The sequence below is a fragment of the Rhodoferax sp. GW821-FHT07G04 genome, assembly GCF_059418585.1.
In genome coordinates this window covers 59993-86102 of sequence record NZ_JBWKQD010000002.1, presented here as the reverse complement: position 1 = coordinate 86102, position 26110 = coordinate 59993, and the positions used below count along the sequence as shown (strand labels likewise).

At 61.0% G+C, this 26110-nt stretch carries 25 protein-coding genes and 1 tRNA gene; 16 read left to right on the top strand and 10 right to left on the bottom strand.

The features are described 5' to 3' along the window. Nucleotides 1–5 precede the first annotated feature (5 nt). Both AC07OO_RS09580 and AC07OO_RS09575 read left to right on the top strand, forming a co-directional pair. Entirely contained in the window at nucleotides 6–1142 is a 1137-nt protein-coding gene (locus AC07OO_RS09580) for a JmjC domain-containing protein (protein ID WP_495081874.1), read from the top strand. After that, nucleotides 1126–1635, top strand: a complete 510-nt coding sequence (locus tag AC07OO_RS09575) for a hypothetical protein (RefSeq protein ID WP_495081873.1) — start codon at nucleotides 1126–1128, stop codon at nucleotides 1633–1635. Before AC07OO_RS09580 ends, AC07OO_RS09575 begins: the two co-directional genes overlap by 17 nt. A gap of 460 nt (nucleotides 1636–2095) precedes the next feature. Here the strand turns inward: AC07OO_RS09575 and bamC are convergent, their stop codons facing one another. Genes bamC through AC07OO_RS09550 form a run of 5 tightly spaced genes read right to left on the bottom strand, consistent with a single transcriptional unit; the run spans nucleotide 2096 to nucleotide 6060 of the window. Further along, the gene (gene bamC, locus AC07OO_RS09570; protein ID WP_495081872.1) at nucleotides 2096–3199 is read right to left on the bottom strand and encodes an NlpB/DapX family lipoprotein; all 1104 of its coding nucleotides are present in this window, start codon (nucleotides 3197–3199) and stop codon (nucleotides 2096–2098) included. Nucleotides 3200–3224: 25 nt separating this feature from the next. After that, nucleotides 3225–4121 carry a 4-hydroxy-tetrahydrodipicolinate synthase gene (gene dapA / locus AC07OO_RS09565; RefSeq protein ID WP_495081871.1) on the bottom strand — a complete coding sequence of 299 codons (897 nt, stop codon included), beginning with the start codon at nucleotides 4119–4121 and terminating at the stop codon, nucleotides 3225–3227. Between the two features lie 33 nt (nucleotides 4122–4154). Continuing rightward, complete coding sequence (locus AC07OO_RS09560) at nucleotides 4155–4703, bottom strand: class I SAM-dependent methyltransferase (RefSeq protein ID WP_495081870.1); 549 nt, start codon at nucleotides 4701–4703, stop codon at nucleotides 4155–4157. After that, the gene (locus AC07OO_RS09555) at nucleotides 4700–4834 is read right to left on the bottom strand and encodes a hypothetical protein (protein WP_495081869.1); all 135 of its coding nucleotides are present in this window, start codon (nucleotides 4832–4834) and stop codon (nucleotides 4700–4702) included. The genes AC07OO_RS09560 and AC07OO_RS09555 overlap by 4 nt, the downstream gene beginning before the upstream one ends. Further along, nucleotides 4831–6060: an MFS transporter gene (locus AC07OO_RS09550; RefSeq protein ID WP_495081868.1), complete on the bottom strand. Its 1230-nt coding sequence runs from the start codon at nucleotides 6058–6060 to the stop codon at nucleotides 4831–4833. The genes AC07OO_RS09555 and AC07OO_RS09550 overlap by 4 nt, the downstream gene beginning before the upstream one ends. Nucleotides 6061–6174: 114 nt before the next feature. On the opposite strand from AC07OO_RS09550, the gene AC07OO_RS09545 reads away from it, so the two are divergent. The 8 genes from AC07OO_RS09545 to AC07OO_RS09510 all read left to right on the top strand — a co-directional run bounded on the left by AC07OO_RS09545 (nucleotide 6175) and on the right by AC07OO_RS09510 (nucleotide 16656). Beyond that, the gene (locus AC07OO_RS09545; protein ID WP_495081867.1) at nucleotides 6175–8145 is read left to right on the top strand and encodes a DNA topoisomerase IV subunit B; all 1971 of its coding nucleotides are present in this window, start codon (nucleotides 6175–6177) and stop codon (nucleotides 8143–8145) included. After that, complete coding sequence (locus AC07OO_RS09540; protein WP_495081866.1) at nucleotides 8145–9053, top strand: lytic transglycosylase domain-containing protein; 909 nt, start codon at nucleotides 8145–8147, stop codon at nucleotides 9051–9053. The genes AC07OO_RS09545 and AC07OO_RS09540 overlap by 1 nt, the downstream gene beginning before the upstream one ends. Before the next feature lie 9 nt (nucleotides 9054–9062). Beyond that, a complete protein-coding gene (gene parC, locus AC07OO_RS09535; RefSeq protein WP_495081865.1) occupies nucleotides 9063–11453 on the top strand; it encodes a DNA topoisomerase IV subunit A in 2391 nt (796 codons plus the stop codon). Between the two features lie 50 nt (nucleotides 11454–11503). Further along, the gene (locus AC07OO_RS09530; RefSeq protein WP_495081864.1) at nucleotides 11504–12820 is read left to right on the top strand and encodes a replication-associated recombination protein A; all 1317 of its coding nucleotides are present in this window, start codon (nucleotides 11504–11506) and stop codon (nucleotides 12818–12820) included. 274 nt (nucleotides 12821–13094) lie between these two features. Beyond that, entirely contained in the window at nucleotides 13095–14024 is a 930-nt protein-coding gene (locus AC07OO_RS09525) for a branched-chain amino acid ABC transporter permease (protein WP_495081863.1), read from the top strand. 13 nt (nucleotides 14025–14037) lie between these two features. Next, entirely contained in the window at nucleotides 14038–15123 is a 1086-nt protein-coding gene (locus AC07OO_RS09520) for a branched-chain amino acid ABC transporter permease (protein WP_495081862.1), read from the top strand. Between the two features lie 14 nt (nucleotides 15124–15137). Further along, nucleotides 15138–15908, top strand: coding sequence for an ABC transporter ATP-binding protein (locus AC07OO_RS09515; protein ID WP_495081861.1), 771 nt, complete (start codon nucleotides 15138–15140; stop codon nucleotides 15906–15908). Between the two features lie 22 nt (nucleotides 15909–15930). Next, nucleotides 15931–16656 carry an ABC transporter ATP-binding protein gene (locus tag AC07OO_RS09510; protein ID WP_495081860.1) on the top strand — a complete coding sequence of 242 codons (726 nt, stop codon included), beginning with the start codon at nucleotides 15931–15933 and terminating at the stop codon, nucleotides 16654–16656. A 59-nt stretch (nucleotides 16657–16715) separates the two neighbouring features. Here AC07OO_RS09510 and AC07OO_RS09505 read toward each other — a convergent pair whose 3' ends face one another. Beyond that, entirely contained in the window at nucleotides 16716–17768 is a 1053-nt protein-coding gene (locus AC07OO_RS09505; protein WP_495081859.1) for a CDP-6-deoxy-delta-3,4-glucoseen reductase, read from the bottom strand. Nucleotides 17769–17820: 52 nt separating this feature from the next. Here AC07OO_RS09505 and AC07OO_RS09500 point away from each other — a divergent pair, with 52 nt between their 5' ends. Then, nucleotides 17821–18732 (top strand): NAD-dependent epimerase/dehydratase family protein, encoded by a 912-nt coding sequence (locus tag AC07OO_RS09500; protein ID WP_495081858.1) that lies wholly within the window; start codon nucleotides 17821–17823, stop codon nucleotides 18730–18732. Here AC07OO_RS09500 and AC07OO_RS09495 read toward each other — a convergent pair. Next, nucleotides 18729–20312 carry a DUF3369 domain-containing protein gene (locus AC07OO_RS09495; protein WP_495081857.1) on the bottom strand — a complete coding sequence of 528 codons (1584 nt, stop codon included), beginning with the start codon at nucleotides 20310–20312 and terminating at the stop codon, nucleotides 18729–18731. The two genes, AC07OO_RS09500 and AC07OO_RS09495, sit on opposite strands and share 4 nt — an antisense overlap. Before the next feature lie 111 nt (nucleotides 20313–20423). Further along, nucleotides 20424–21116 (bottom strand): phosphatase PAP2 family protein, encoded by a 693-nt coding sequence (locus AC07OO_RS09490; protein WP_495081856.1) that lies wholly within the window; start codon nucleotides 21114–21116, stop codon nucleotides 20424–20426. Between the two features lie 145 nt (nucleotides 21117–21261). Here AC07OO_RS09490 and rfbB point away from each other — a divergent pair, with 145 nt between their 5' ends. From rfbB to AC07OO_RS09465, 5 genes are read left to right on the top strand one after another with little or no spacing between them, the layout of a single operon-like run. Continuing rightward, nucleotides 21262–22338 (top strand): dTDP-glucose 4,6-dehydratase, encoded by a 1077-nt coding sequence (rfbB, locus tag AC07OO_RS09485; RefSeq protein WP_495081855.1) that lies wholly within the window; start codon nucleotides 21262–21264, stop codon nucleotides 22336–22338. Then, nucleotides 22335–23264, top strand: coding sequence for a dTDP-4-dehydrorhamnose reductase (gene rfbD, locus AC07OO_RS09480; RefSeq protein WP_495081854.1), 930 nt, complete (start codon nucleotides 22335–22337; stop codon nucleotides 23262–23264). The genes rfbB and rfbD overlap by 4 nt, the downstream gene beginning before the upstream one ends. Then, on the top strand, nucleotides 23248–24159 hold the full coding sequence (gene rfbA / locus AC07OO_RS09475; protein WP_495081853.1) for a glucose-1-phosphate thymidylyltransferase RfbA: 912 nt from the start codon (nucleotides 23248–23250) through the stop codon (nucleotides 24157–24159). Before rfbD ends, rfbA begins: the two co-directional genes overlap by 17 nt. Then, nucleotides 24156–24704: a dTDP-4-dehydrorhamnose 3,5-epimerase gene (gene rfbC / locus AC07OO_RS09470; RefSeq protein WP_495081852.1), complete on the top strand. Its 549-nt coding sequence runs from the start codon at nucleotides 24156–24158 to the stop codon at nucleotides 24702–24704. The genes rfbA and rfbC overlap by 4 nt, the downstream gene beginning before the upstream one ends. Before the next feature lie 15 nt (nucleotides 24705–24719). Then, complete coding sequence (locus tag AC07OO_RS09465; protein ID WP_495081851.1) at nucleotides 24720–25214, top strand: META domain-containing protein; 495 nt, start codon at nucleotides 24720–24722, stop codon at nucleotides 25212–25214. 37 nt (nucleotides 25215–25251) lie between these two features. Here AC07OO_RS09465 and AC07OO_RS09460 read toward each other — a convergent pair whose 3' ends face one another. Together AC07OO_RS09460 and AC07OO_RS09455 are read right to left on the bottom strand one after the other, a co-directional pair. Then, nucleotides 25252–25857, bottom strand: coding sequence for a hypothetical protein (locus AC07OO_RS09460; protein ID WP_495081850.1), 606 nt, complete (start codon nucleotides 25855–25857; stop codon nucleotides 25252–25254). 168 nt (nucleotides 25858–26025) lie between these two features. Next, nucleotides 26026–26110, bottom strand: a tRNA-Leu gene (locus tag AC07OO_RS09455).

The window sequence follows — 26110 nt, the reverse complement described above, 5'->3', positions numbered from 1 at the left end:
GTCCCATGAACATTGACCAACCCCTGCAGCTCCTGGGCGGGCTTTCGCCCAAGACCTTTATGCAACGCCATTGGCAAAAGAAGCCATTGGTCATACGCCAGGCCATACTGGGCTTTGAGGCCCCGCTGGATCGCACCGATCTGTTGGCACTGGCCGCCCAGGATGATGTGCAGTCCCGCTTGGTGATCCAGGCCAGCGCTGGTGGCAAGCAGCCCTGGCGCTTCAAGCACGGGCCGTTCAACCGCAAGGCGCTGCCGGCTTTCAAGCAACCGGGCTGGACCTTGCTGGTGCAGGGCGTCGATCTGCTCGACGAGCGCGTGCATGCGCTGATGAACCAGTTCCGTTTTGTGCCGGACGCGCGTCTGGACGACGTGATGGTCAGCTATGCCACCGATGGCGGCGGGGTAGGTCCGCATTTCGACAGCTACGATGTCTTTTTGCTGCAGGCCCACGGCCAGCGCCGCTGGCGGATTGGGCGGCAGAAGGACTTGAGCCTGCAGCCCGACATGCCGCTGAAAATTCTGGCCCACTTTGAGCCAGAAATGGAGTTCGTGCTGGATGCTGGCGACATGCTGTATCTTCCGCCCCGTTATGCCCACGATGGTGTTGCTGTGGGTGAATGCATGACGTATTCCATCGGCTTTCGGGCACCCAGCCGTGCCGAGCTGGCTGGCGAGTTGCTTCAGCGCCTGGCCGAAGATGCGGGTGACGCCGTGGGCAGCGGCTTATATGCCGACCCCAAGCAGGCAGCGCTGGCCCAGTGCGGAGAAATCCCCGACACCTTGATCGCATTCGCCCGCAAGGCGTTGGACGATGCGCTGCGGGATCCGCTTGCGCTGCAGCGGGTTTTGGGGGAGTATTTGACCGAGCCCAAGGGCCATGTGCAGTTTGATGGTGGTGATGCAGATGACGGTTGGAGCGCCTTGGTGTTAGACCGGCGTACCCGCATGGCCTATGACGCACAGCACGTGTTCATCAATGGCGAAAGTTTCCTGGCCTCGGGGCGCGACGCAACTTTGATGCGTTTGCTGGCGGATGAGCGCCACTTGACCGCACCTAGCGTTAAACGGCTCAGTGGCCCGGCCCGGGATTTGGTGCAAGACTGGATGGAAGCGGGGTGGATCCATGGTGACGAACAGTGATAGTGGCGGCGGCGAAGAACTGAAGGGCCCGTTTAGCGGACCCACGGCGTTTGCGCAAATAGTGCGTGCGGCCTTGGCCCGCGCGGTGCAAGAGGGCTGGCCAGCCATGGTGTGGAGCGACGCCACATTTGAAGAATGGCCCTTGGGCGAGCGCGTGGTAACCGAGTCTTTGCAGGCCTGGGCCGGCAGTGGCCGGCAATTGCTGTTGTTGGCCAAGAGCTATGACTCCATCCAACGCTACCAGCCCCGGTTTGTGACATGGCGCAGGACCTGGGACCACATCATTGAATGCCGTGTCTGCAAAACCGTGGATGCCAGCGAAATGCCCAGTGCGCTGTGGAGCCCACATTGGGCGATGCGACGCCTGGATTTGGTGCGTAGCACCGGCATTGCGGACCTGGAGCCTGCACGGCGCGTGCTGTTGAAAGAAGAACTGGATGAATGCCGCCGTCAAAGTGCGCCGGGGTTTTCGGCCAGCACTTTGGGGCTATAGCGACAGTTAGAGGGTTTTCCCGAGGGTTGAAAGACTATTCCTGTATACTTATGGGTTAGGCAAAAAGAGATCGAATGCTTTTTGTCTGAGTCTGGGCGGTGCGCTGCTTTGACAATTTCCGGAAATTGTTTCGTTAACTCACTCTAGTTTTAAAAATGAACAAATCACTCGTCTTGGCAGCCGTTATCGCTGCCGCTGCCTTGGCTGCTTGCAGCAAGCCCGCTGAAACTCCCGCTCCCGCAGCTGCTCCCGCTCCTGCTGCTGCTCCCGCCGCTGCACCTGCTTCCGCTCCCGCAGCTGACGCATCTGCTCCTGCCGCAGCACCCGCATCTGCTCCTGCATCTGCTGCTTCCGCCAGCTAAGAGCTCATTTTTGCTCCCAGCAAAAAGCCACCTTGCGGTGGCTTTTTTTCGTCTGTACTTTCTGGGGACAGGGGCCGCAGCCCCTGTGAACCTAGTACTTATTTGATGTCGTCGGCGATGACCTTGACGATGCGTTGCGCGTTGACCGAGGTCTCTGGCACGCCCTTGGTATCCAATACGGATACGGTAGTCACATTGGCGACGCTGCGTACCGCGATCTGGTATTTCGCAGGATCGGTGTTCTTACTGCCGCTAAACAGCTTGGCAAAGAAGCCCGGCTCGGTATTGTCGGCATTGAGCGGCACATAGCGCACAAAATAGATGCCTTGCTTGCGGTCGCGGTCTTCCACGGTGAAGCCGGTGCGGTCCAGGGCCAAGCCGACGCGGCGCCATGCGCTGTCAAATCCTTCTTCGATGCGCACGGCAGGTTGACCGTTTTCGGTGGAAATCGAGGCAATGCTCTTGGGTGCGCTGGCCGTGGCGACCACGGTCTTGGCTTGTGGCTCGCTGACGCCCAGTTTGACCATCAGGCGGCGTAGGAATTCAGCTTCCAGCTCAGGGTCGGTTGGGCGGGGTTGCCAAACCGTATTGCCAGCCTCTTTGGCCGAAGTGGTCAGCACGGTTTCCATCATGCCGCGGTGGCTGATGAAAATTTCGGTTTCGCCATTGGCATTGCGCTCCAGGCGGGTGCGGAACTTGTCGCGCTCGGCGGTGGAGTACAGCGAGTCAAACAGCTTGCCCAGCGAGTTGCGGATGAAGTCCTGCGGAATTTTGGCCCGGTTTTCGGCCCAGTCGGTTTCCATGATGCCCAGGGTATTTTGGTCCAGGGACAGCAGGAAGCCATTTTCTTGCCAGAACTCTTTCACGGGTTCCCACAGCTTGTCGGCGGGGCGATTGACCACCAGCCAGCGTTGGTTGCCGGCGCGCTCAATACGCGCATCACCCAGTGTGGCAGCTGCAACCACAGGCGTAGTGGATACAACGGGTTGGCCGGCCTTGTAGCCCGACGCCGACACGGCGCCGCCAACCACGGCGTAGTGCGTGTCTTTGGACAACTGGGTGAGATCGGGTGGAACGTCCAGCGAGGGCACTTTAGGGCCATTGTTCGCGCTGCGGTAGTCCACCTTGTCGGTTTCCAAAACGGAGCATGCTGACAGCGAGACGGCTACGCTAACCAGCGTCAATTTCAAGAAAGGGTTCACGAAAATCCTTTGGATGGAGAACTGCTTAAATCAGGCCAGCGGTGCGCATCACGCGCTCCAATGCCGGACGATTGTCGGGTGTCAAAACGGTCAACGGCAGGCGCAGTGCGTCTTTGCACAAACCCATGCGCGCAACCGCCCATTTGACGGGAATCGGGTTGGATTCTACGAAAAGCGCTTTATGCAACGGCAAGAGCTGGAATTGGATCTCCATGGCCCGCTTGATATCGCCCGCAACGGCCGCCTTGCACAGCTCGTGCATCAGCCGCGGCGCCACATTGGCGGTGACGCTGACATTGCCGTGGCCGCCGCACAGCATCAAGGCCACAGCGGTGGGGTCATCACCCGAATAGATGGCAAAACCCTTGGGGGCTTCTTTGATCAGCCATTGCGCGCGCTCGATGTTGCCGGTGGCTTCCTTGATGCCGACGATGCCGGGAACCTGGGCCAGGCGCATCACCGTGTCATGGGCCATATCGGCCACTGAGCGGCCGGGCACGTTGTACAGGATGACGGGCAGGTCGCCAGTGGCTTCGGCAATGGCCTTGAAGTGCTGGTACTGGCCTTCTTGTGTGGGCTTGTTGTAGTAGGGAACAACCTGCAGTTGCGAGTCGGCGCCCACCTTTTTCGCGAAACGTGCCAGTTCTATCGCCTCGGCTGTGGAGTTGGCGCCGCAGCCGGCCATGATGGGTACCCGTCCTGCGGCCTGCTCCACCGAGACACGGATGATTTCGCAGTGTTCTTCGACATTCACTGTAGGCGACTCGCCGGTGGTGCCCACTACGCCTATGCAGTCAGTACCTTCGGTGATATGCCAGTCGATCAGCTTGCGCAGCGCCGGGTAGTCCACGGAGCCATCTTCTTGCATGGGCGTGACCAGTGCAACGATGCTGCCGGTAAGAGGGCCTTGAGATGGATTCATGTCAGTTATTTGAACGGTAATCGACTATTTTACCTAGAGAGCATAGCGGCTGGATGGTAGCGGCTTGGCGCCATCGCCTGCTGGTCGCAGGGCCGCAATGCGTTGCACCACGCGGGGCGGGTTCTCCAAGTAGCCGTGCTCGTAAGCCACTACGTCCAGGCATGCGCAGGCGCGCAACAATTCGCTGGGCTGCAGCAGAAAATCCGGCCGGCTGGGGCGGCCAAAGGCTTCATTGCCGATTGCAAATGTTTCGTAAAGTAGTACGCCACCCTGCGCAACGCTGCTGGCGATAGTGTCCAAGAGGGGGCGCCATAGGTAATTGGTCACTATTACGGCGCCAAAGGTTTGTAGTTCACCCGCAGACTGCAGGGGCCATGGGCCGGTCTCGATGTCAGCGGTGATGAGCATGGCTTCGGGAACCTGTTCACGGGCCGTTGCCGTGTCACGGTCCACACCGGTGACCGGGTGACCATGCTCTGCAAACCACGACAAATGCCGGCCCGACCCGCAGGCAACATCCAGCACGCTGGCGCCCGGCGCCAGCAGATGGGACCAGCGGACTATCCAAGGGGATGGGTTCAAAAGCAGGCCCAGACTTGATTGGCCATCTGCACCATGAAGTCTGCCTGCGTATACAGTGCAAAGACTGCGGCCAACGCCGCGAGCGCCAGCAGACGGATGGTGATGCGCTTGCCCATGGCGATTGCCATCATGAAGCCACTGCATTGCGCGGCAGGGTCCGCGCAATGGCGGCTTCCTTGACCGGCAGATTGATCAGCGCCGCTGCAACCCCCAGTGCGATTGCGATGTACCAGACGATGTCATAGCTACCGGTCTTGTCATACAGGTAGCCGCCCAGCCACACACCCATGAACGAACCGATTTGGTGGCTGAAGAACACGAAGCCGCCCAGCATGGACAAATGGGCCACACCAAAGATCTGCGCGACCGTGGCATTGGTTGGGGGCACGGTGGACAGCCAGAGCAACCCCATCACTGCGGAAAACACATAGACGCTGGCCGGTGACAGGGGTGCCAATAGAAATGCGGTGATGGCAATGGCACGGGTGAAGTAGATGAAGGCCAGGATGTTCTTCTTTTGCATCTTCTGGCCCAGCACGCCAGCGGCATAGGTGCCAAATACATTGAACAGACCGATCAGCGCCAATGCATAGCTGGCTACCTGGGGCGACAGACCTTTATCTTTCAGGTAGCTAGGCATATGCACGCCGATGAACACGACCTGGAAGCCACATACGAAATAACCCGCCATCAGCAGTTGGAAGCTGGGGTATTGGATCGCTTCGCGCATCGCATGGCCAATGGTTTGCTCACGCACCGGGGCAGAGGTGCCGCCGCCAAAACCTGTTTCCCGCAGGCCCCATGCCAAGGGAATGATCAGCAGAGATGCCATTCCCAGCAAGACCAGCGCCTCTTGCCAACCAAATCGGCCGATCAAAAAACCCTCGCTGGGAACCATCAGGAATTGGCCGAATGATCCGGCAGCCGCCGCAACACCCATGGCCCAGGACCGCTTTTCGGCGCTGACGTTGCGCCCGATCACGCCGTAGATGACGGCGTAGGTTGTGCCCGACTGGGCCATGCCGATCAGCACACCGGTGCTGAGCGCAAAGAGCAACGGCGTATTGGCATGGGCCATGCCCACCAAGCCCAGTGCATAGAGCACCGCCCCGGCAATGATGACGCGGAAGGCGCCGAATCGGTCGGCCGCCATGCCGGCAAAGATGCCAAAAACACCCCAGGCCAGGTTCTGGATGGCGATTGCCAGCGCAAAGGTTTCCCGCGTCCAGCCGTGTTCCTGGGTAATCGGTTGCAGCCACAGGCCGAAACCATGGCGTATGCCCATGGACAGCGTGACGATAGTGGCACCGCAGACCAGAACTTGTGTGGTGGAAATGGGTTTGGGGGCGTTTTGCATGGCCGGATTGTCCGCAATCCCAGGTGCCGCTGCACAGCCCATGACAAAGTCATTGGGAGTGATGGCTGTATTTATATACAGATAGTCAATGCGCGGCGTTTACAATGCCGGCCTATGTCAGCCAAAGCTACCCCAGAATATTCAGAAGGTTCCATCCGGGTTCTCAAGGGCCTGGAGCCCGTCAAGCAGCGCCCGGGCATGTACACCCGCACCGACAACCCCCTGCACGTCATCCAGGAAGTGCTGGACAACGCGGCCGACGAGGCGCTGGGCGGTTACGGTAAAAAGATCAAGGTCACGGTCCATATGGACGGCTCCGTCGCCATTGAAGACGATGGCCGCGGCATTCCCTTTGGCATGCACCCGGAAGAGAAAGCCCCGGTCATCGAGCTGGTGTACACCCGCCTGCATGCCGGCGGAAAGTTCGACAAGGGCAAGGGCGGCGCCTACAGCTTCTCCGGCGGCCTGCACGGCGTGGGGGTGTCCGTCACCAACGCCCTGGCCAAGCGCCTGGAGGTCACCTCCTACCGCGAGGGCCAGGTTGCCACCATCGTCTTCGAGCATGGCGATGTGACCCAGCCGCTGCAGACCCGCAAGATCGGCGATGGCGATCGCAAGTCCGGCACCACCGTGCGCGCCTGGCCCGACGCCAAATACTTTGAGTCCGCTGTCTTGCCCGCCGGTGAGCTGACCCACCTGTTGCGCAGCAAGGCGGTGCTGATGCCCGGCGTCAGTGTGTCGCTGACCACCGAAAAAACCAAGGAAACCCAGACTTGGCTGTACAAGGGCGGCTTGCGCGACTACCTGACGCAGACGCTGACCGCGGACCCCGTCATCCCCCTGTTTGAAGGCGAAGGCTATGCCGATAGCCAGAGCGACAACTTTGCCGAAGGCGAAGGGGCGTCCTGGTGTGTGGCCTTTACCGAAGATGGCCAGCCGGTGCGCGAAAGCTATGTCAACCTGATCCCCACCAGCGCAGGTGGCACGCACGAGAGCGGTTTGCGCGACGGCTTGTTTACCGCCGTCAAGAGCTTTATTGAACTGCATGCCTTGTTGCCCAAGGGGGTCAAGCTGATGCCGGAGGACGTGTTTGCCCGCGCCAGCTATGTGCTGTCCACCAAGGTGTTGGACCCGCAGTTCCAGGGCCAGATCAAGGAGCGCCTCAACTCCCGTGATGCCGTGCGTCTGGTGTCCAGTTTTGTGCGCCCTACGCTGGAGTTGTGGCTCAACCAGCATGTGGACTATGGCAAGAAATTGGCGGAATTGGCGATTAAAGCTGCACAAAGCCGACAAAAAGCCGGCCAAAAGGTGGAAAAGCGCAAAAGCTCGGGCGTGGCTGTACTACCCGGCAAGCTGACCGATTGCGAAAGCCGCGACACCGCACACAACGAAGTGTTTCTGGTCGAGGGTGATTCCGCCGGCGGCAGCGCCAAGATGGGCCGCGACAAGGAGAACCAGGCCATTCTGCCGTTGCGTGGCAAGGTGCTTAATACCTGGGAAGTGGACCGCGACCGCCTGTTTGCCAATACCGAAATCCACGATATTTCGGTGGCGATCGGTGTAGATCCGCATGGGCCCAACGACACGCCAGATTTGTCCGGGCTGCGCTATGGCAAGGTGTGCATCTTGTCCGACGCCGATGTGGATGGTTCACACATCCAAGTGTTGCTATTGACCCTCTTCTTCCGCCATTTCCCCAAACTCATTGAAGCCGGCCATGTGTTTGTGGCCCGGCCACCGTTGTTTCGGGTTGATGCACCGGCCCGTGGCAAGAAACCGGCCTCCAAGGCGTATGCGTTGGATGACGGAGAGTTGATCGCCATTCTTGACAAGTTACGCAAAGAAGGCGTACGCGAAGGGGCTTGGAGCATCAGCCGCTTCAAAGGCCTGGGTGAAATGAATGCCGAGCAACTGTGGGACACCACGCTGAACCCCGATACCCGCCGTCTGTTGCCAGTTACGCTGGGTGCTATCGATTTTGGCGCCACCGAGGCCCTGATCACCAAATTGATGGGCAAGGGCGAGGCTGCTGCCCGGCGCGAACTGATGGAGTTGCACGGTGACTCGGTCGAGGTGGACGTCTGATGTCTGCCCGCTTGAAGAGTCTATTGGCGGGGCTGGCGCTGCTGGTCAGCCATGTGGCCCACGCCGATATGTGGATCTACACCGACGCGCAGGGCGTCAAGCATTTCGCTTCCAGCCAATTGGACCCGCGCTACAAGCTGATGTTCCGGGGCGTGCCCGCACCGGATGCGCAGGCGGCTCCTGACGGTGGCGTTGCCACGGCAGTTGCGCGCGAGGCTTATTCCAGTGGGGGCGGCCGTACGGTGGCCAGCATGGAGTCCGCGCCCAGCTTCTTGGCTGTCAAACCCCATATGCGCACGGCGGCAGACGCCAACCAGCTCGACATGTCCCTGTTGCATGCGGTCATTGCCACCGAGTCCGGCTTCAATCCGTCCGCCGTGTCACCCAAGGGTGCCGTGGGCTTGATGCAGGTGATGCCAACGACTGCGCAGCGCTATGGTCTGGCCAATGACCAAGGTGGCACCGTATCCGCCAAGCTGACGGATCCCAAGACCAATATCCAAACCGGCGCCCGCTACCTGCGCGACCTGATCAATATGTTTCCGGGGCAGTTGGAATTGGCCGTGGCCGCCTACAACGCTGGCGAAGGTGCCGTGCAGAAGGCTGGCAACAAGATCCCCAATTTCAAGGAAACACAGAATTACGTGCGCTCGGTGATGCAGCTTTACCAGCGCCTCAACCCCCAAGCCCGCGTGACGCCCGCAGCCACTTCCGGCGGCAGGGTGCAAGGGCAGTTTCACGGCCCGAGCGCCAATGTCAATCTACGTTGGGGTGAGCTGATCGGCGCGCAGGATGCCGATCCCGCATCCAAAAAAGTGGGCCGTGAGCCCTTGCAACCCGGCGACATGGCCATTGGCTCGGGTCAGACCGCCAAGGCCAGCCCGTCTCTTACCGAATTGTCGAATTAACCTGTATCCATGACCGACCAAGCCACACTTGATCTGACAGCCGAGCCGCCCCGTGATGGTGGTGGTGATGACGACCAAAACCTAGCTTCTTACGCCCAACGCGCTTATCTGGAATACGCACTCAGCGTTGTCAAAGGCCGGGCCTTGCCCGATGTCTGCGATGGCCAGAAGCCCGTGCAGCGCCGCATCCTGTACACCATGTCCCTGTTGGGCCTTGGCTACGGCGGCCCCAACGGAAACACCGCCGCCAAGCCAGTCAAATCGGCCCGCGTGGTGGGCGACGTCATGGGTAAATTCCACCCCCATGGCGACCAGGCTGCCTACGACGCACTGGTGCGCATGGCGCAAGACTTCTCACTGCGCTACCCGCTGATCGACGGCCAGGGCAACTTTGGCAGCCGCGATGGCGACGGCGCCGCGGCCATGCGCTACACCGAAGCCCGCCTGGCCAAGATCACCAGCCTGCTGCTGGACGAACTGGACATGGGCACGGTGGACTTCCAGCCCAATTACGAAGGCTCGACCGAAGAACCCCGTCTGCTGCCCGCGCGCCTGCCGTTCACGCTGCTCAATGGCGCCAGCGGTATCGCGGTGGGCCTGGCCACCGAAATCCCCAGCCACAACCTGCGCGAGATCGCCGATGCCTGCGTCGCGCTGATCAAGACCCCCACACTGGCTGAAGACGCCTTGGCAGCCCTGGTGCCCGGCCCAGACTATCCCGGCGGCGGCCAGATCATCAGTAGCGCCACCGACATCGCCGATGCCTACCGCACCGGCCGCGGCTCGCTGAAGGTGCGTGCCCGTTGGAAGATCGAAGACCTGGCCCGCGGCCAGTGGCAACTGGTGGTGACCGAGCTGCCACCCGGCGTCAGCAGCCAGCGTGTGCTGGAAGAGATTGAAGAACTGACCAACCCCAAGGTCAAGACCGGCAAAAAGGCCTTGTCGCAAGACCAGACCCAGCTCAAGGCCAGTATCCTGTCGGTGCTGGATGCTGTGCGCGACGAGTCCAACAAAGACGCCGCCGTGCGCCTGGTGTTCGAGCCCAAGACCTCGCGTATCTCCCAGCAGGAGCTGATCACCGCTTTGCTGGCGCACACCAGCCTGGAAACGTCCGCCCCCATCAACCTGACCATGGTTGGCCTGGATGGCCGGCCCACGCAAAAGTCGCTACGCCAGATGCTGATGGAGTGGATCGAGTTCCGCCAGACCACGATACAGCGCCGCTCGCAGCACCGGCTCAACAAGGTGCTGGACCGCATCCACATCCTGGAGGGCCGCCAGCTCGTTCTGCTGAACATCGACGAGGTGATCGCCATCATCCGCCAGGCTGAAGAGCCCAAGGCTGCGCTGATCGAACGCTTCAAGCTGTCAGACCGCCAGGCTGAAGACATTCTTGAAATCCGCCTGCGCCAACTGGCCCGGCTGGAAGCCATCAAGATCGAACAAGAGCTGTCCGAGCTGCGCACCGAGCAGGGCAAGCTGGAAGAGATTCTGGGCAGTCCATCCGCGCTGCGCCGCCTGATGGTTAAAGAGATTGAGGCCGACGCCAAGACCTTTGCCGACCCGCGCCGTACCTTGATCCAGGCCGAGAAAAAAGCCGTACTGGAGATCAAGGTGGTGGACGAGCCCGTCACCGTGGTCATCAGCCAAAAAGGCTGGGTGCGCACCCGCACCGGCCATGGTCACGAGGCCACGTCGTTCGCCTTCAAGGCAGGCGATGGCCTGTATGGCACCTTTGAGTGCCGCAGCGTCGATACGCTCTTGGTGTTCGGCTCCAACGGCCGGGTCTACTCGGTGGCGGTGTCGCTGCTGCCGGGCGGGCGGGGCGATGGCCAGCCCGTCACCACGCTGATCGAATTGGAAAGCGGCACACAGTTGTTGTATTACTTTGCTGGTTCGGCGGCCGCCACGCTGTTGCTCAGCAGCACGGCGGGTTATGGCTTCATGGCCACGGTAGACAACATGGTCTCGCGCCAGAAGGCCGGCAAGGCGTTTGTGTCCGTCAACGAAGGCGAAAGCCTGTGCGCCCCCTCGCTGGTGTCGGGCGCGCAGGGCAAGGTCACGGTGGCGGGCACGCCGGCTGCCGTTGTGCCGGTTGCCACGCATGTGGCCTGCGCATCTGCAGGTGGCCGCATCCTGACCTTCGAGATCAGCGAAATCAAGTCCATGGCCAACGGGGGCCGCGGTCTGATGCTGATCGACCTGGAGGCCAAGGACACGCTGGCCGGCGCCGCAGCCTACACGCGTAGCATCCGCATCGCCGGCGTGGGCCGGGGCGGCAAGGAGCGCGAAGAGACGCTGGAAATCCGCAGCCTGAACAACGCCCGCGCAGCGCGTGGCCGCAAGGGCAAGGCCGCTGACTTGGGCTTCAAGCCCAATGCCGTGGTGCGGGTGGAGTAAGCGGCTAGCCTTTAAACTGGGGCGCAGCAGCTACCCGCTTCCCTATTGCCGTGCCCCCATCCAGTCCACCTCCCCACCAGCCCCTGGCCGAACGCCTGCGACCCAAGAGTCTGGGTCAGGTGATCGGCCAACAGCATGTGCTGGGCGAAGGCATGGCACTGCGCCTGGCGTTTGAGTCGGGCCAGCCGCATAGCTGCATTCTGTGGGGGCCGCCGGGTGTGGGTAAGACCACCATTGCGCGGTTGATGGCCGACGCGTTTGATGCGCAGTTCATCAGCATCAGTGCGGTGTTGGGCGGTGTCAAAGACATTCGCGATGCGGTCGAACAGGCGCAGGTCGCACTGGGGCAGGGGCGGCGCACCATCCTCTTTGTCGACGAGGTCCACCGCTTCAATAAAAGCCAGCAGGATGCTTTTCTGTCCCATGTGGAGAGCGGTCTGTTCACCTTCATCGGCGCAACCACCGAGAACCCATCGTTTGAAGTCAATTCGGCCTTGCTGTCGCGGGCCGTGGTTTATGTGCTGCAGCCGCTCACGGCGGAAGACCTTAAGCAGATTGTGGCGGTAGCCCTCGTCGAATGTGCACTACCCGCTATCGAAAACGTAGCAATCGATCGTTTGGTGGCCTATGCGGATGGTGACGCTCGCCGCCTGCTGAACACCCTGGAGACCCTGGCTGTCGCCGCCCGGCAGGAGCGCCTGGAGCAGGTGACAGACGCCTGGCTGGTCAAAGTGCTGGGCGAACGCATGCGCCGCTACGACAAAGGCGGCGAGCAGTTTTATGACACCATCAGCGCGCTGCACAAGTCGGTGCGTGGCTCCGACCCCGACGCCGCACTCTATTGGCTTGTGCGCATGCTCGATGGCGGTGCAGACCCGCGCTACATGGCGCGGCGCCTGATCCGTATGGCCAGCGAAGACATAGGCCTGGCCGACCCCCGCGCCCTGCGCCTGGCGCTGGATGCGGCCGACGTATACGAGCGACTGGGCTCGCCGGAGGGCGAACTGACGCTGGCCCAGTGTGTGGTCTACCTGGCGGTGGCGCCCAAGTCGAATGCTGTTTACAAGGCCTTCAATGCGGCCCGTGCGCTGGTCAAGAAAGACGGCTCGCGGCCGGTACCCCTGCATTTGCGCAATGCGCCGACCCGCCTGATGAAGCAACTGGACTACGGCAAGGGATACCGCTACGCCCATGACGAAGCGGATGGCTTTGCGGCAGGTGAAAACTATTTCCCCGATGGCATGGAGCCCCCTGAGCTTTACCAGCCTGTGGAGCGTGGCCTGGAGATCCGCATCGCCGAAAAAATGCGGCAATTGAAGGCCCGCAATGTGGAATCAGCGAACGACCGTGCGGGCGATCCAGCTTAAGCGAAACGTATGTTTCTGCCGCTGTATTAGCGGTTCTAACGCCTCTGTGATTCGACTGATGCACCCCCTTTGCTAGGGGTAAACCCAAGGGTAACTAGCCTCTATGCACATATCCCCTTGGCTACAATTCCACACACTTGCCTGTCGCACCTTGGGAGATGGCAGGCTTTTTGCTAGCGAGCATGTGCCGCCCACAAGGCCACACCGGTCGCCTTCAAATAGCCGTTCAACCAATGGGTGAACCACGCACCGGCCAAAAAATCGGAGAACTTATATGGATATATTGTTGCAACAGATCATCAACGGTCTGGTGTTGGGCAGCATGTATGCACTCATCGCCCTGGGTTACACCATGGTGTACGGCATCATCAATTTGATCAACTTTGCCCACGGCGAGGTCATGATGGTTGGAGCTCTGACGAGCTGGTCCATCATCACCCTGATGCAGGAATCCATGCCCGGAACACCGGGCTACATCATTCTCATCATCTCGTTGCTCATCGCCTGCGTGGTGTGTGCGGTGCTCAACTTCACCATTGAAAAGGTGGCCTACCGCCCACTGCGCAACAGCCCCAAGCTGGCGCCCATGCTGACCGCGATGGGCATGTCCATCCTGTTGCAGACGCTGGCCATGATCCTGTGGAAGCCCACCTACAAGTCTTACCCAACCCTGTTGCCCAATACGCCCGTTGACGTGGGTGGCGCATTGATTTCCCCCACGCAAATTGTGATCCTTGGTTTTACCGCCGTATCACTGGCGGTTCTGATGTGGCTGGTTAACCATACCAAGTTGGGCCGTGCCATGCGTGCCACGTCTGAGAACCCACGCGTTGCTGCGCTGATGGGTGTCAAGCCCGACATGGTGATCTCCGCAACCTTCATCATTGGCGCCGTGCTGGCGGCCATTGCCGGTGTGATGTACGCATCCAACTACGGCACGGCCCAGCATGCAATGGGCTTCCTGCCCGGTCTGAAAGCCTTCACCGCTGCGGTGTTTGGCGGCATCGGCAACTTGGCCGGCGCCGTGGTCGGCGCCATCCTGCTGGGGCTGATCGAGTCGATCGGTGCGGGCTACATCGGTGCACTCACAGGCAACGTCCTGGGCAGTCACTACTCCGACATTTTTGCGTTCATCGTCCTGATCATTGTGTTGACGCTGCGGCCTTCCGGCCTGCTGGGTGAACGCGTGGCGGACCGGGCTTGAGGAGCATTCACCTATGAAACAACAACAAAAAATTCTGGTTTTTCTGGCTGCCGCTGCTGGCTTGCTGATACTGCCACTGTTGCTGCAAAGCTTTGGTAACGCCTGGGTGCGTATTGCCGACATGGCGCTGCTGTTTGTGCTGCTGTCCCTGGGGCTCAATATCGTGGTCGGTTATGCCGGTCTGCTGGACTTGGGCTATGTGGCTTTCTTCGCGATTGGTGCGTACACGTACGGCCTGATGGCCTCGCCCCAATTGACCGACACCTTCCCGGCGCTGGCAGCCATGTTCCCTGAAGGGCTGCATATGCCGTTGTGGGTCGTGATTCCGCTGGCTGCGGGTTTGGCGGGTCTGTTTGGCGTACTGCTGGGCGCACCTACCTTGCGTCTGCGCGGCGACTACCTGGCCATCGTGACACTGGGTTTCGGCGAAATCATCCGTGTGTTCATGAACAACCTGGACCAGCCGTACAACATCACCAACGGGCCCAAGGGCATCAGCCAGATTGATTCGTTCCACTTCTTTGGTGTGAACCTGGGCAGGAAGCTGTCGGTGTTCGGCTTTGAAGTCGCATCGGTTTCCCTGTATTACTACCTGTTCCTGGCGCTGGTGGTGTTCAGCGTCATCGTCTGCCATCGCCTGGAGTTGTCCCGCGTGGGCCGCGCCTGGATGGCCATTCGCGAAGACGAAATCGCCGCCAAGGCCATGGGCATCAACACCCGCAACCTGAAGCTATTGGCCTTCGGTATGGGCGCCACATTTGGTGGCGTGTCGGGCGCTATGTTTGCTTCCTTCCAGGGCTTCATCTCTCCCGAGTCTTTCAGCCTGATGGAGTCGGTGATGATTGTGGCCATGGTGGTGCTGGGCGGCGTCGGGCATTTGCCTGGTGTAATCCTGGGTGCCGTATTGCTGTCGGCCTTGCCCGAGGTGCTGCGCTATGTTGCAGGCCCGCTGCAGGACATGACTGACGGCCGTCTGGATGCCTCCATCCTGCGCAGTTTGCTGACAGCCTTGGCCATGATCACCGTCATGCTGTCCCGCCCCCGCGGCTTGTGGCCATCGCCCGAGCATGGCAAGTCCCTGCTGAACGCCAAGAGCTGAAAGTAACCACCAACATGACAGATACAGTACTCAACGTCTCCGGCGTTTCCAAACGGTTTGGTGGCTTGCAAGCCCTCAGCGATGTGGGCATCAAGATCGAGCGCGGCCAGGTTTACGGCCTGATCGGCCCCAATGGCGCCGGCAAGACCACCTTCTTCAATGTGCTGACCGGCCTTTACACGCCCGACAGCGGTAGTTTCGAGCTGGCCGGCAAGACCTACCACCCCACGGCTGTGCACACGGTGGCCAAGGCCGGCATTGCGCGTACCTTCCAGAACATTCGGCTGTTTGCCGAAATGACGGCCCTGGAAAACGTCATGGTCGGGCGCCATATCCGCACCCACTCGGGCTTGCTGGGTGCCGTTTTTCGCACCGGTGCATTCAAGGCCGAGGAGGCTGCCATCGCGCAGCGTGCCCAGGAACTGTTGGACTATGTAGGCATCGGCAAGTTTGCTCCCTACAAGGCCCGCACGCTGAGCTATGGCGACCAGCGCCGTCTAGAGATCGCCCGCGCACTGGCGACCGATCCACAGCTGATTGCACTGGACGAGCCGGCCGCCGGCATGAACGCCACCGAGAAGGTCATGCTGCGCGAACTCATCGACCGCATCCGCAATGACAACCGCACCATCCTGCTGATCGAGCACGATGTGAAGTTGGTTATGGGCTTGTGCGACCGCCTCACGGTGCTGGACTACGGCAAGCAGATTGCCGAAGGCACGCCGGCTGAAGTGCAGAAAAACGAACGAGTGATTGAAGCGTATCTGGGCACCAGCGGCCACTAGGCGGCTTCAGGAGAACAAGACAATGTCAACAACAAAAAATATTTTGCTCAAGGTCGCCGGACTGAAGGTTTCCTACGGTGGCATCCAGGCCGTCAAGGGCGTGGACTTTGAAGTGCGCGAAGGCGAGCTGGTGTCCTTGATCGGCTCCAACGGTGCCGGCAAGACCACTACCATGAAGGCCATCACCGGCACGCTGCCGCTGAACGCCGGCGACATCGAATATCTGGGCAAGAGCATCCGCGGCCAAGGCCCCTGGGATCTGGTCAAGCAGGGCCTGGCCATGGTGCCGGAAGGCCGCGGCGTGTTCACCCGCATGACCATCATCGAGAACCTGCAGATGGGCGCCTACATCCGCAATGACAAGGACGGCATTGCGGCCGATATGGAAAAGATGTTCACCATCTTCCCCCGTCTGCGCGAGCGCAAGGACCAGCTGGCCGGTACCATGTCCGGCGGTGAGCAGCAGATGTTGGCCATGGGTCGCGCCTTGATGAGCCGCCCCAAGGTCTTGTTGCTGGACGAGCCGTCCATGGGCTTGTCGCCCATCATGGTGGACAAGATCTTTGAGGTGGTGAAAGACGTGTACGCGCAAGGCGTGACTGTGTTGCTGGTGGAGCAGAACGCCAGCCGTGCTTTGGCCATTGCCAACCGGGGCTACGTGATGGAGTCAGGCATTGTGACCATGTCCGGCGATGCCGCCGAGATGCTGACCGACCCCCGCGTGCGAGCCGCTTACCTGGGCGAATAAGCCCCGCGGCCCAGCAGCCAAACAAAGAGCCACCCTTGCGGTGGCTTTTCTTTTTTCTCTTATTCCCGAGCCTTGTCGGCTTCGGAGGTGAATGAGTCCGCGAAGAACTCTTCGGATGGCAGTTGCGCCAGCGCCGAGAAGTCCCGGCGTGCCGACTCAATGACGATGGGGGCGCCGCAGGCATAGACCTGGTGTGCGCTGAGATCAGGAAAATCTTCCAGCACGGCGCGGTGCACAAAGCCGCTGCGGCCTTGCCAGTTGTCGTCGGCGGTTGCATCCGACACCACGGGCACATAGCGCAGGTGGGGCATGGTCTTTTGCTGCTCCGCGACCCAGTCCTGCATGTACAAATCCGCGGGACGGCGCCCACCCCAGTACAGCACGGTGTCGCGCGCAGACCCCAGGTGCTGCATATGCTCCAGCAAGGCCTTGATGGGGGCAAAACCAGTGCCCGAGGCCAGCAGGATGATGGGTTTGGTGGAGTCTTCCCGCAGGAAGAAGGAACCATAGGGCCCTTCCACGCGCAGGATTTCTTTTTCTTTCATTGCTCCAAATACATGGTCGGTGAACTTGCCGCCGGGCATGTGGCGGATATGCAGTTCCATGCTGGGGCCCAGGCTGGGAGCGCTGGCCATGGAATAGCTGCGCCGTGCGCCGTCGCGCAGGATGAATTCCACATACTGGCCTGCGCGGTAGGCAAAGCTGTCGTTGGCGGGCAACTGCAATTGCAAGACCATCACATCATCGGACTTCTTGGTCAGCGAAATCACCCGGGTTGGCATCTTCTTGATCGGCAAGGCACCTAGCTCGGTGACTTGGCGTGACTCCAGTACCAGATCCGACTGGGCAATAGCGCAGCAGGTCAGTACAAAACCATTGGTCTCTTCTTCCGCGGTGAGCGCAGACTTCTGGTGGTTGCCATGCTGCACGGAGCCGCTGACGAGCTTGCATTTGCAGGAGCCGCAAGCACCGTCCTTGCAGCCGTAGGGCAGGCCTATGCCTTGGCGTATGCCGGCTGCGAGCACCGCTTCGCCGGCCGCGACGCTGAACGTGCGCCCACTGGGTTGCACCACGACGGAAAATTGCGGTGCTTCGGAATGGCTTGCAGTCATCTTGTCGGTATCCTAGGAACTCTCATACACATATTTAAACGGATCAGCGATTTTGCCTTCAAACCAAGCACCCCTCGGCGCCTTGCCTGCGCGATTTCGGCGTGAACGTGTCCTGATTGTCGGCTGTGGTGATGTAGGCATGCGCGTCGCAGGGCAAATGCAGGGCCGGGTGCGCTTGATGGCGCTGACTTCACAACCGGCACGTGCGGTGGATTTGCGGGCCCAGGGGCTGACGCCGTTGATTGGCAACCTGGATGCTGCCGCCAGCCTACGCCGCCTAGCGGGGCTGGCTACGCGGGTTGTACACCTGGCGCCGCCACCTGCGGACGGTCGTGTGGACATCCGCACACAGAACCTGGTGCGTGCCTTGCGGCTGCGCAGCCCACCGCGCAGCGCAGTGTACGGCTCCACCAGTGGTGTCTATGGCGACTGCAGGGGGGCTTGGGTGTCGGAGACCCGTGCCCTGCAGGCGGGTACGCCCCGGGCGCACCGGCGCGTGCATGCCGAGGCCAGCATGCGCTTTTGGGGCGTGGCCACCGGCGTGCGCAACAGCATTCTGCGCATTCCCGGCATCTATGCTCCGAACCGGGAGGGCGGCACACCACGGGCGCGGCTGATCAAGGGTACGCCGGTGCTGCAGCCCGAAGAGGATGTCTACACCAACCACATCCATGCCGACGACTTGGCCCACGCTTGCTGCTTGGCGCTGTGGCGCGGAAGACCCCAGCGGGTCTACAACGTTAACGACGACAGTGACCTGCGCATGGGTGACTATTTCGACTTGGCGGCTGACCTGTATGGTCTATCCCGCCCACCCCGAATAAGTCGGGAGGAGGCAAGCGCGCTGTTACCGCCCACCTTGCTCAGCTTTATGAACGAGTCACGCCGCATGGTCAATGCACGTATGAAGCGCGAACTGCGCATGGCGCTGCGCTATCCCACGGTGCACAGCGGCTTGCTTTAGCCTTGGGCTTGGGCGGCAGCAGGCGCGCTCGATTCCGCGTCCAACTCGTCAGGGTATTGCTGGCGCAAGGCGTTGAAGGTTTCCAGATTGGCCAGCAGCAGGTCGACCAAGGCGGGCTCGAACTGGCGTCCGCTGCCTTCGCGTATGGCCTGCACCACCATGTCCTGCGACCAGGGCTCCTTGTAACTCAGGCGTGAGCCCAAGGAATCGAACACATCGGCCAGTGCCGTGATGCGACCTGAGACGGGGATGGCCATGCCCACCAGTCCGTTAGGGTAACCCGAGCCGTCCCAGCGTTCGTGGTGGGACAGTGCAATTTCGGCCGCCAGTTTCATCAACGCGCGGTTGGAACGCTTCAGAATCTCCAGGCCGAATTGCGCGTGTTGCCGCATCAAAGCCCACTCTTCGGGATTGAGCTTGCTGGGCTTGTGCAAAATCGCATCGGGTATCGCCACCTTGCCAATGTCGTGCAGGGGGGACGCGTTCTTGATCAACAGCGTCTGCGCCTCGGGCAGGCCGTAGAGGCGGGCGAGCAATTCACAGGACAGCGCGACGCGCTTCACATGGGCACCCGTCTTTTGGGTACGGGCCTCGACCGCGTCGGCCAGCGTGTAGACCAATTCCTTTTGCGTTTCTCGCAAGTCCTCTTGCAGGTTGATGTTGTCAAAGGTGATGGCAACGCTCTGCGTATAGATTTCCAGCAATTGCTGGTCCATTTTGCCCAGCTCGGCGGCGTGTTTCAGGTACAGCAGGTTGCCGCCGCCATTTTTGGCATGGGTGTACAGCACGTAGGCGTCGTCATAGTGCTGTCCACACTTTTTCTCAAACACTTCTTTGAAGCGCTGGGTAACAATATCCGGCAGATTGGCACAGCTCTGGTTGGTGCTGTATTGCACAAAATCGCCGGTGGCCGCAATGGTCTTGGTTTCATGCTCGCCGTTTTCTGCGTTGGGCAAGATGATGCAATACAACGCGGAGCGATCCAGGTGCAGCAGCGATGTCAGTTGGTCCAGCACGGCTGAGGCAAAGACCGTCAATGATTCCGCCGTTTGCACCATGGCCGTGGCGCCCAGCACGCGAGCCAAGCCATCGCGCTGGTATTCGATGATGCACAGATCGCGGTAGGCCCGCAGCTTGCTGTACAGCAGCGTACGCAGCTTCTGAATCGTCAGATCGGTTTTCTCTTTGTAGTCGTCGATATCGTATTCACGGATGACGCGGTCTTCGGGCGCCTGGCCGGGTTGGCCGGTGCGCATCACCAAGCGGGTGCGGTGGTTTTCCAACGTGTTGCGCACATAGTGCACCAGGTCCAGTCCGGCGTGGTCGGTTTCCATGACCACATCCACAATGGCCAGCGCAATATCGTCGCGGTTGTGAAATATCTCCCGGCCAGCCTGGCCGGAATGGGCGCTCAGCAACTCCAGGCCACTGCCCTGGAATTCGAAGCCCTTCAGCGCCAAACGGGTCACTGCGTGGACCTCAGCGTCGTCGTCCACGAGCAGGATGCACCAGGGTTTCTTTTGTGCTTTCTTTGCGTTGTCAGACGACGGGGATTCTTCCTCGGCAAAAATCAAATCCATGGGGCGAATCCTGCTGTGTTTGAAATGCACATTGGTCTTCGGATGATTCTACGCAGATTGCATCCAACGTGGGAAATTGCTGACCCTTCGGGCAGGATTGGGGGATAACCCTCAGTCGGGATAGATACGCAGCAGTGCTCTCCACACCAACCAACTGGACAACAGCGTGATGGGCCAGGCCCACAGTACATCGCTGAGCCAATGTGCGCCATCCGCCATGCGGGCAAAACCGATGGTCAGCCCGGCTGCCACGCCTGCGGCAGCCCAGACGACGCGGCGTTTGCGGTCCACCAGCAGCAAAGACGCCAGAAAGATGCCGCAGGCCACATGGCCGCTGACAAAGGAACAATTGTTGTTGCACTGGTCGGTGATGACGGCGGCGCGCGTGAACTGCTGGGTGCCGCCAAAAGCCTGCACCTGGTAGGGGCGCGAGCGCTGCCAGTTGTCCTTGAAGCCGCTGTTGACGACCAGGCCCGGCCCTAGCGCCCCGGCCAGTACCACAAAGGCCAGTGCCAGCCGCCAGTGCCGGAGCTGTGGTCGCAAGCTGGCGGCCACCCACGCCACCAAGGCCACTGCCACGATGACACGGAACACGGCGGGCACATACAGATTGATCAGTTCCACCCACCACCATTGGGCCACCTCGGTATGGGCCTGGGGGCCGAGAAATTGCGCGGCCGCCTGCAAGTCCAACTCCGTCCACACCGTGGGCACCAGCGCCAAGGCGACGGAGGCTCCCACTATCCACCAAAACAGACGGGGTGTTGGGTTGGCGGGCAGGGTGGGTTCAACGTCGGCTTGCATGGACTGGTGTGTGGCGGCGAGGGGGTGATTGTCGGTGATTTACCGCATCCAACTGGCTAACACCTGCTTACAAAGGGTGTCGGCGATTGGATGCGAAAATCATGGGCAGGTAATATCTGGACTCCTTTTAAGCGGACCTTCTCCCATGACCATTCTTGTGACCGGCGGCGCCGGATTTATTGGCTCCAACTACGTGCTGGACTGGCTGGCGCAATCCGATGAGGCCGTTGTCAATCTCGACAAACTCAGCTACGCCGGCAACCTGCAGAACCTGGACAGCCTCAAGGGCAACCCCAAACACATCTTCGTCAAGGGCGATATCGGCGACGCCAGCCTGATCCCCGCGCTGCTGGCCCAACACCAGGTCCGTGCCGTCGTCAATTTCGCGGCTGAGTCCCATGTGGACCGATCCATCCACGGCCCCGGTGAGTTTGTGCAAAACAACATCGTGGGCACCTACCACCTGCTGGAATCGGTGCGCGGTTATTGGAGCGCGCTGGCTGGTGCTGCCAAGACCGATTTCCGCTTCCTGCACGTGTCCACCGACGAGGTCTATGGCTCGCTGCACAAGGGCGACCCGGCCTTCACCGAATCCAACACCTACGAGCCCAACAGCCCTTACAGCGCCAGCAAGGCTGCCAGCGACCATCTGGTGCGCGCCTGGCACCACACCTATGGCTTGCCGGTGCTGACCACCAACTGCTCCAACAACTACGGCCCTTACCACTTCCCCGAAAAGCTGATTCCCCTGGTCATCGTCAATGCGCTGGCCGGCAAGACCCTGCCCGTGTACGGCGACGGCCAGCAGATCCGCGACTGGCTGTACGTCAAGGACCACTGCAGCGCCATTCGCCGCGTGCTGGAAGCCGGCAAGCCCGGTGAAACCTACAACGTGGGTGGCTGGAACGAAAAGGCCAACCTGGACATCGTGCGCACCATCTGCGGTCTGCTGGACAACCTGAAGCCCCGCGCCGATGGCAAGCCTTACCAGGACCAAATCGCCTTCGTCACCGACCGCCCTGGCCACGACCGCCGTTACGCGATCGATGCCCGCAAGATCGAACGCGAACTGGGCTGGAAGCCGACCGAATCGTTTGAAACCGGCATCGCCAAGACCGTGGCCTGGTACTTGTCCAACCAGGACTGGGTGGCCAATGTGCAAAGCGGTGGCTACCGCGACTGGGTCAAAACGCAATACGGCAGCGCCGCGGCCGTAGCATGAAGATTCTGCTACTGGGAACCGACGGCCAGGTCGGCTGGGAGTTACAGCGCAGCCTGGCCCCACTGGGCGAACTGGTGGTCATGGGGCTGGACCGCGCCACGAATCCGGGCGGCCTGAGCGGTGATTTCACGCAACTGGATGCGCTGGCCGAAACCGTGCGCACCGTGCGCCCGGACGTCATCGTCAATGCGGCCGCCCACACCGCGGTGGACAAGGCCGAGAGTGAAGCCGATTTCGCCCGCCTGCTGAATGCGCAAGCACCCGGCGTGCTGGCCGACGAGGCACAAAAGCTGGGTGCCTGGCTGGTGCACTACAGCACCGACTATGTGTTTGATGGCAGCGGTGAAACGCCCTGGAAAGAAACCGACGCCACCGGCCCCTTGAGCGTCTACGGACAAACCAAGCTGGAGGGCGAGCAGGCCGTGGCCCGCTGCCAGCGCCACCTGATCTTCCGCACCAGCTGGGTCTATGCGGCACGCGGCGGCAACTTCGCCAAGACCATGCTGCGCCTGGCCAAGGAGCGCGAAACGTTGCAGGTCATTGACGACCAGTTTGGCGCCCCCACCGGTGCGGATCTGATTGCCGACGTGACGGCCCATGCGCTGCGCCAGGTCAAGGCGGTGAAGGGCGGTGGCGATGTTGCGCTGGCCGGTATCTACAACCTGGTTGCAGGTGGCACAACAACCTGGCATGCTTATGCAAAACATGTTGTAGCCCTCGCCGAATCTGCGCAACCAGCTATCAAAATAGTAGCGAAAGAGATCAAGGCTGTTCCTACCTCGGCCTTTCCCACACCGGCCAAACGCCCCCACAATTCGCGGCTGGACACCACCAAGCTGCAAACCACCTTTGGCCTGCAACTGCCCCACTGGCAGGCAGGCGTCACCCGCATGTTGAACGAGATTGACTATGGTCGCACCCACTAGCTCCCCTTCCTCCAGCCGCAAGGGCATCATCCTGGCCGGGGGCTCTGGCACCCGCCTGCACCCGGCCACGTTGGCCATCAGCAAGCAGTTGCTGCCGGTGTACGACAAGCCCATGATCTATTACCCGCTGAGCACGCTGCTGCTGGCTGGTATCCGCGACATCCTCATCATCAGCACGCCGCAAGACACGCCGCGCTTCCAGCAACTGCTGGGTGACGGCAGCCAGTGGGGCGTCAACCTGCAATACGCCGTGCAACCCAGCCCCGACGGCCTGGCCCAGGCCTTCATCATTGGCGACAAATTCATCGGCAACAACGACAGCGCCCTGGTGCTGGGCGACAACATCTTCTACGGCCATGACCTGCAGATCCTGCTGCGCAACGCGCACGCGCAGGATCACGGCGCCACAGTGTTTGCCTACCATGTGCACGACCCCGAGCGCTATGGAGTGGTGGCCTTCGACGGCCAGGGCAAGGCCCGCAGCATCGAAGAAAAACCCAAGCAACCGCAAAGCAATTACGCCGTCACCGGCCTGTATTTCTACGACAAGCAGGTCGTCGACATCGCCAAGGCCGTCAAGCCCAGCGCGCGTGGCGAGTTGGAAATCACCGCCGTCAACCAAGCCTACCTGGAGATGGGGCAGTTGAGCGTGCAGATCATGCAGCGCGGCTACGCCTGGCTGGACACCGGCACACACGACAGCCTGCTGGAAGCCGGCCAGTTCATCGCCACGCTGGAGCGTCGCCAGGGCCTCAAGATTGCCTGCCTGGAAGAAATCTGCTGGCGCAATGGCTTCATCCAGGACGAGCAGCTGAACAAGCTGGCCCAGCCCCTGGCCAAGAATGGCTACGGCCAGTACCTGCTGGGCCTGCTGAAGGAAGGCAAGCACCCATGAAGGTCACCCGCACAGCCATCCCCGAGGTCTGCCTGATCGAGCCCAAGGTATTTGGCGACGCACGGGGCTTCTTCTACGAAAGCTTCAATGCACGTGCCTTTGCTGAAGCCACTGGCGTGCAAACGGAGTTCGTGCAGGACAACCATTCCCGCTCGGCCCGTGGCGTGCTGCGCGGCCTGCATTACCAGATCCAGCAAGCCCAGGGCAAGCTGGTGCGCGTGGTGGCGGGCGAGGTGTACGACGTGGCCGTGGACATCCGCCGCTCGTCGCCCACCTTTGGCAAATGGGTGGGTACCCACTTGTCCGGCGACAACAAGGCCCAGTTCTGGGTGCCGGCCGGTTTTGCCCACGGCTTTGTCGTGTTGTCGGAAACGGCTGAGTTCTTGTACAAGACCACGGACTACTACGCGCCCGCGCACGAGCAGTGCATCGCGTGGAACGACCCTTTCCTGAACATCCAGTGGCCCGATCTGGGCGAGGCGCCCAAGCTGTCGGCCAAGGATGCGGCGGGCAACACCTGGGCCAACGCCAAATTTTTTGACTGAAGAAGGAACACATCCATGGTATCTCCGCAATTGCGCCTGACATTGAGCTCGTTTGCGGTGGCCGCGCTCTTGAGCGCCTGTGCCGTGGCGCCATCGGGCAAGTCCCCATCCTCCTCGTCGCCGTCCACGTCTGCAGCTGTGCCATCGGCGCCCGCAGCGCCGGCGGCATTGACCTTGGCTGGAACGGAGTGGTCAGCCTTCGCAATCGATGGCAAGGCCGAGGTCGTCAACCCAAAGCCCAAGCTGCGCTGGCTCAGCGCGGACAAGGTGGCTGGTACTGGCGGTTGCAATGGCTTTACAGGTGCCTCCGTCTCGTCCAGCCCGGGTAGTCTGGTGTTGGGTCCGCTGGCGTCCACCGGCAGGGCGTGCTTGAGCATGCCGGGCTCGCAGGAAGACCTGTTTTTCAAGGCCCTGGAACTGACCCGCAAGGCGCGGATAGAGCGTGGCGATCAACTGGTGCTGATGGACGAGAACGGCAAGCAGTTGGCGCGCCTGCTGAAGACCAACTGAAGCAGCCTTGTCCTGCCGTGGCGGCAGCCCCTGGGGCTCAGCGCACGTTGTTGGTGATGGTGGATGGACCCATGTCCTGGAAAGGGCCCAGCGGGTTGCTGTTGACTTCCACTTCATTGATGACGGGTTGGCCACCCCAGCCGCGGTAGACCACCACATCGTTGACCAACAGAACCAGTGCATTGAAGCGCCAGCCCGTGGTCTCGGTGCGGCGTTTGAAATTCACAAAATCCGCCCAGAAGCCGCCGGTACGCGCCTTGGTGATGCGCGCCACGTTGAGCTCCCAGCCCCGGCAGGCATTGCGCGCATTGATGCAGGTCACAATGCCGGGGTCCAGATCGTCCTTGCCCAATATGCCGCCATTGAAGACCCTGCGCACGACATCGGCCTGCGTCAGGATGACGGTATTGGGTTGCTTTTCGGGGGTGAGTCCCCGTTCGGTCAGCTCGGCTATGCCGCTACGCGATGGCACCAGGGCCTCTATAGCCTGGCGTGCCTCGTCAAAGGTCTGAAAAGTGGGGGACTCGGTGTGGGCCCTGGGCAGCATGGACGTACAAGCCTGCAGCAGCAATGCGGCTACCAGCACCACACTCGCAGTTAGTGCGCGTTGGGCGAACGACAGGACCGTGGCTTGGTGTGACATGGCGGCCTTTGCTGGGGCTGTTGTTGCTGACCCCTTCGGCTACAGCTTAGCAAAATACTGCGCGTCCAGGGCAAAACATCTGCCACGGGAGACATGCAAAAAACTCAAAAGGGGAGTGCAGTGCAGCAGAAATACCCAACTGCTAGAAAGACCACAGCATGCATGCTATGGTGCCCGGGGCCGGAATCGAACCGGCACGCCTTGCGGCGGCGGATTTTGAGTCCGCTGCGTCTACCAATTCCACCACCCGGGC

Excerpts from the sequence above, each read along its gene's own strand:
- AC07OO_RS09580 (WP_495081874.1), top strand. The coding sequence starts at position 6 with ATGAACATTGACCAACCCCTGCAGCTCCTGGGCGGGCTTTCGCCCAAG.
- rfbA (WP_495081853.1), top strand. The coding sequence starts at position 23,248 with ATGGTCGCACCCACTAGCTCCCCTTCCTCCAGCCGCAAGGGCATCATC.
- rfbD (WP_495081854.1), top strand. The coding sequence starts at position 22,335 with ATGAAGATTCTGCTACTGGGAACCGACGGCCAGGTCGGCTGGGAGTTA.
- AC07OO_RS09465 (WP_495081851.1), top strand. The coding sequence starts at position 24,720 with ATGGTATCTCCGCAATTGCGCCTGACATTGAGCTCGTTTGCGGTGGCC.
- AC07OO_RS09490 (WP_495081856.1), bottom strand. The coding sequence starts at position 21,116 with ATGCAAGCCGACGTTGAACCCACCCTGCCCGCCAACCCAACACCCCGT.
- AC07OO_RS09495 (WP_495081857.1), bottom strand. The coding sequence starts at position 20,312 with ATGGATTTGATTTTTGCCGAGGAAGAATCCCCGTCGTCTGACAACGCA.
- AC07OO_RS09575 (WP_495081873.1), top strand. The coding sequence starts at position 1,126 with ATGGTGACGAACAGTGATAGTGGCGGCGGCGAAGAACTGAAGGGCCCG.
- AC07OO_RS09525 (WP_495081863.1), top strand. The coding sequence starts at position 13,095 with ATGGATATATTGTTGCAACAGATCATCAACGGTCTGGTGTTGGGCAGC.
- AC07OO_RS09540 (WP_495081866.1), top strand. The coding sequence starts at position 8,145 with ATGTCTGCCCGCTTGAAGAGTCTATTGGCGGGGCTGGCGCTGCTGGTC.
- parC (WP_495081865.1), top strand. The coding sequence starts at position 9,063 with ATGACCGACCAAGCCACACTTGATCTGACAGCCGAGCCGCCCCGTGAT.
- AC07OO_RS09555 (WP_495081869.1), bottom strand. The coding sequence starts at position 4,834 with ATGATGGCAATCGCCATGGGCAAGCGCATCACCATCCGTCTGCTGGCG.
- AC07OO_RS09460 (WP_495081850.1), bottom strand. The coding sequence starts at position 25,857 with ATGTCACACCAAGCCACGGTCCTGTCGTTCGCCCAACGCGCACTAACT.
- AC07OO_RS09505 (WP_495081859.1), bottom strand. The coding sequence starts at position 17,768 with ATGACTGCAAGCCATTCCGAAGCACCGCAATTTTCCGTCGTGGTGCAA.
- rfbB (WP_495081855.1), top strand. The coding sequence starts at position 21,262 with ATGACCATTCTTGTGACCGGCGGCGCCGGATTTATTGGCTCCAACTAC.
- dapA (WP_495081871.1), bottom strand. The coding sequence starts at position 4,121 with ATGAATCCATCTCAAGGCCCTCTTACCGGCAGCATCGTTGCACTGGTC.
- AC07OO_RS09515 (WP_495081861.1), top strand. The coding sequence starts at position 15,138 with ATGACAGATACAGTACTCAACGTCTCCGGCGTTTCCAAACGGTTTGGT.
- AC07OO_RS09520 (WP_495081862.1), top strand. The coding sequence starts at position 14,038 with ATGAAACAACAACAAAAAATTCTGGTTTTTCTGGCTGCCGCTGCTGGC.
- AC07OO_RS09510 (WP_495081860.1), top strand. The coding sequence starts at position 15,931 with ATGTCAACAACAAAAAATATTTTGCTCAAGGTCGCCGGACTGAAGGTT.
- AC07OO_RS09550 (WP_495081868.1), bottom strand. The coding sequence starts at position 6,060 with ATGCAAAACGCCCCCAAACCCATTTCCACCACACAAGTTCTGGTCTGC.
- AC07OO_RS09545 (WP_495081867.1), top strand. The coding sequence starts at position 6,175 with ATGTCAGCCAAAGCTACCCCAGAATATTCAGAAGGTTCCATCCGGGTT.
- rfbC (WP_495081852.1), top strand. The coding sequence starts at position 24,156 with ATGAAGGTCACCCGCACAGCCATCCCCGAGGTCTGCCTGATCGAGCCC.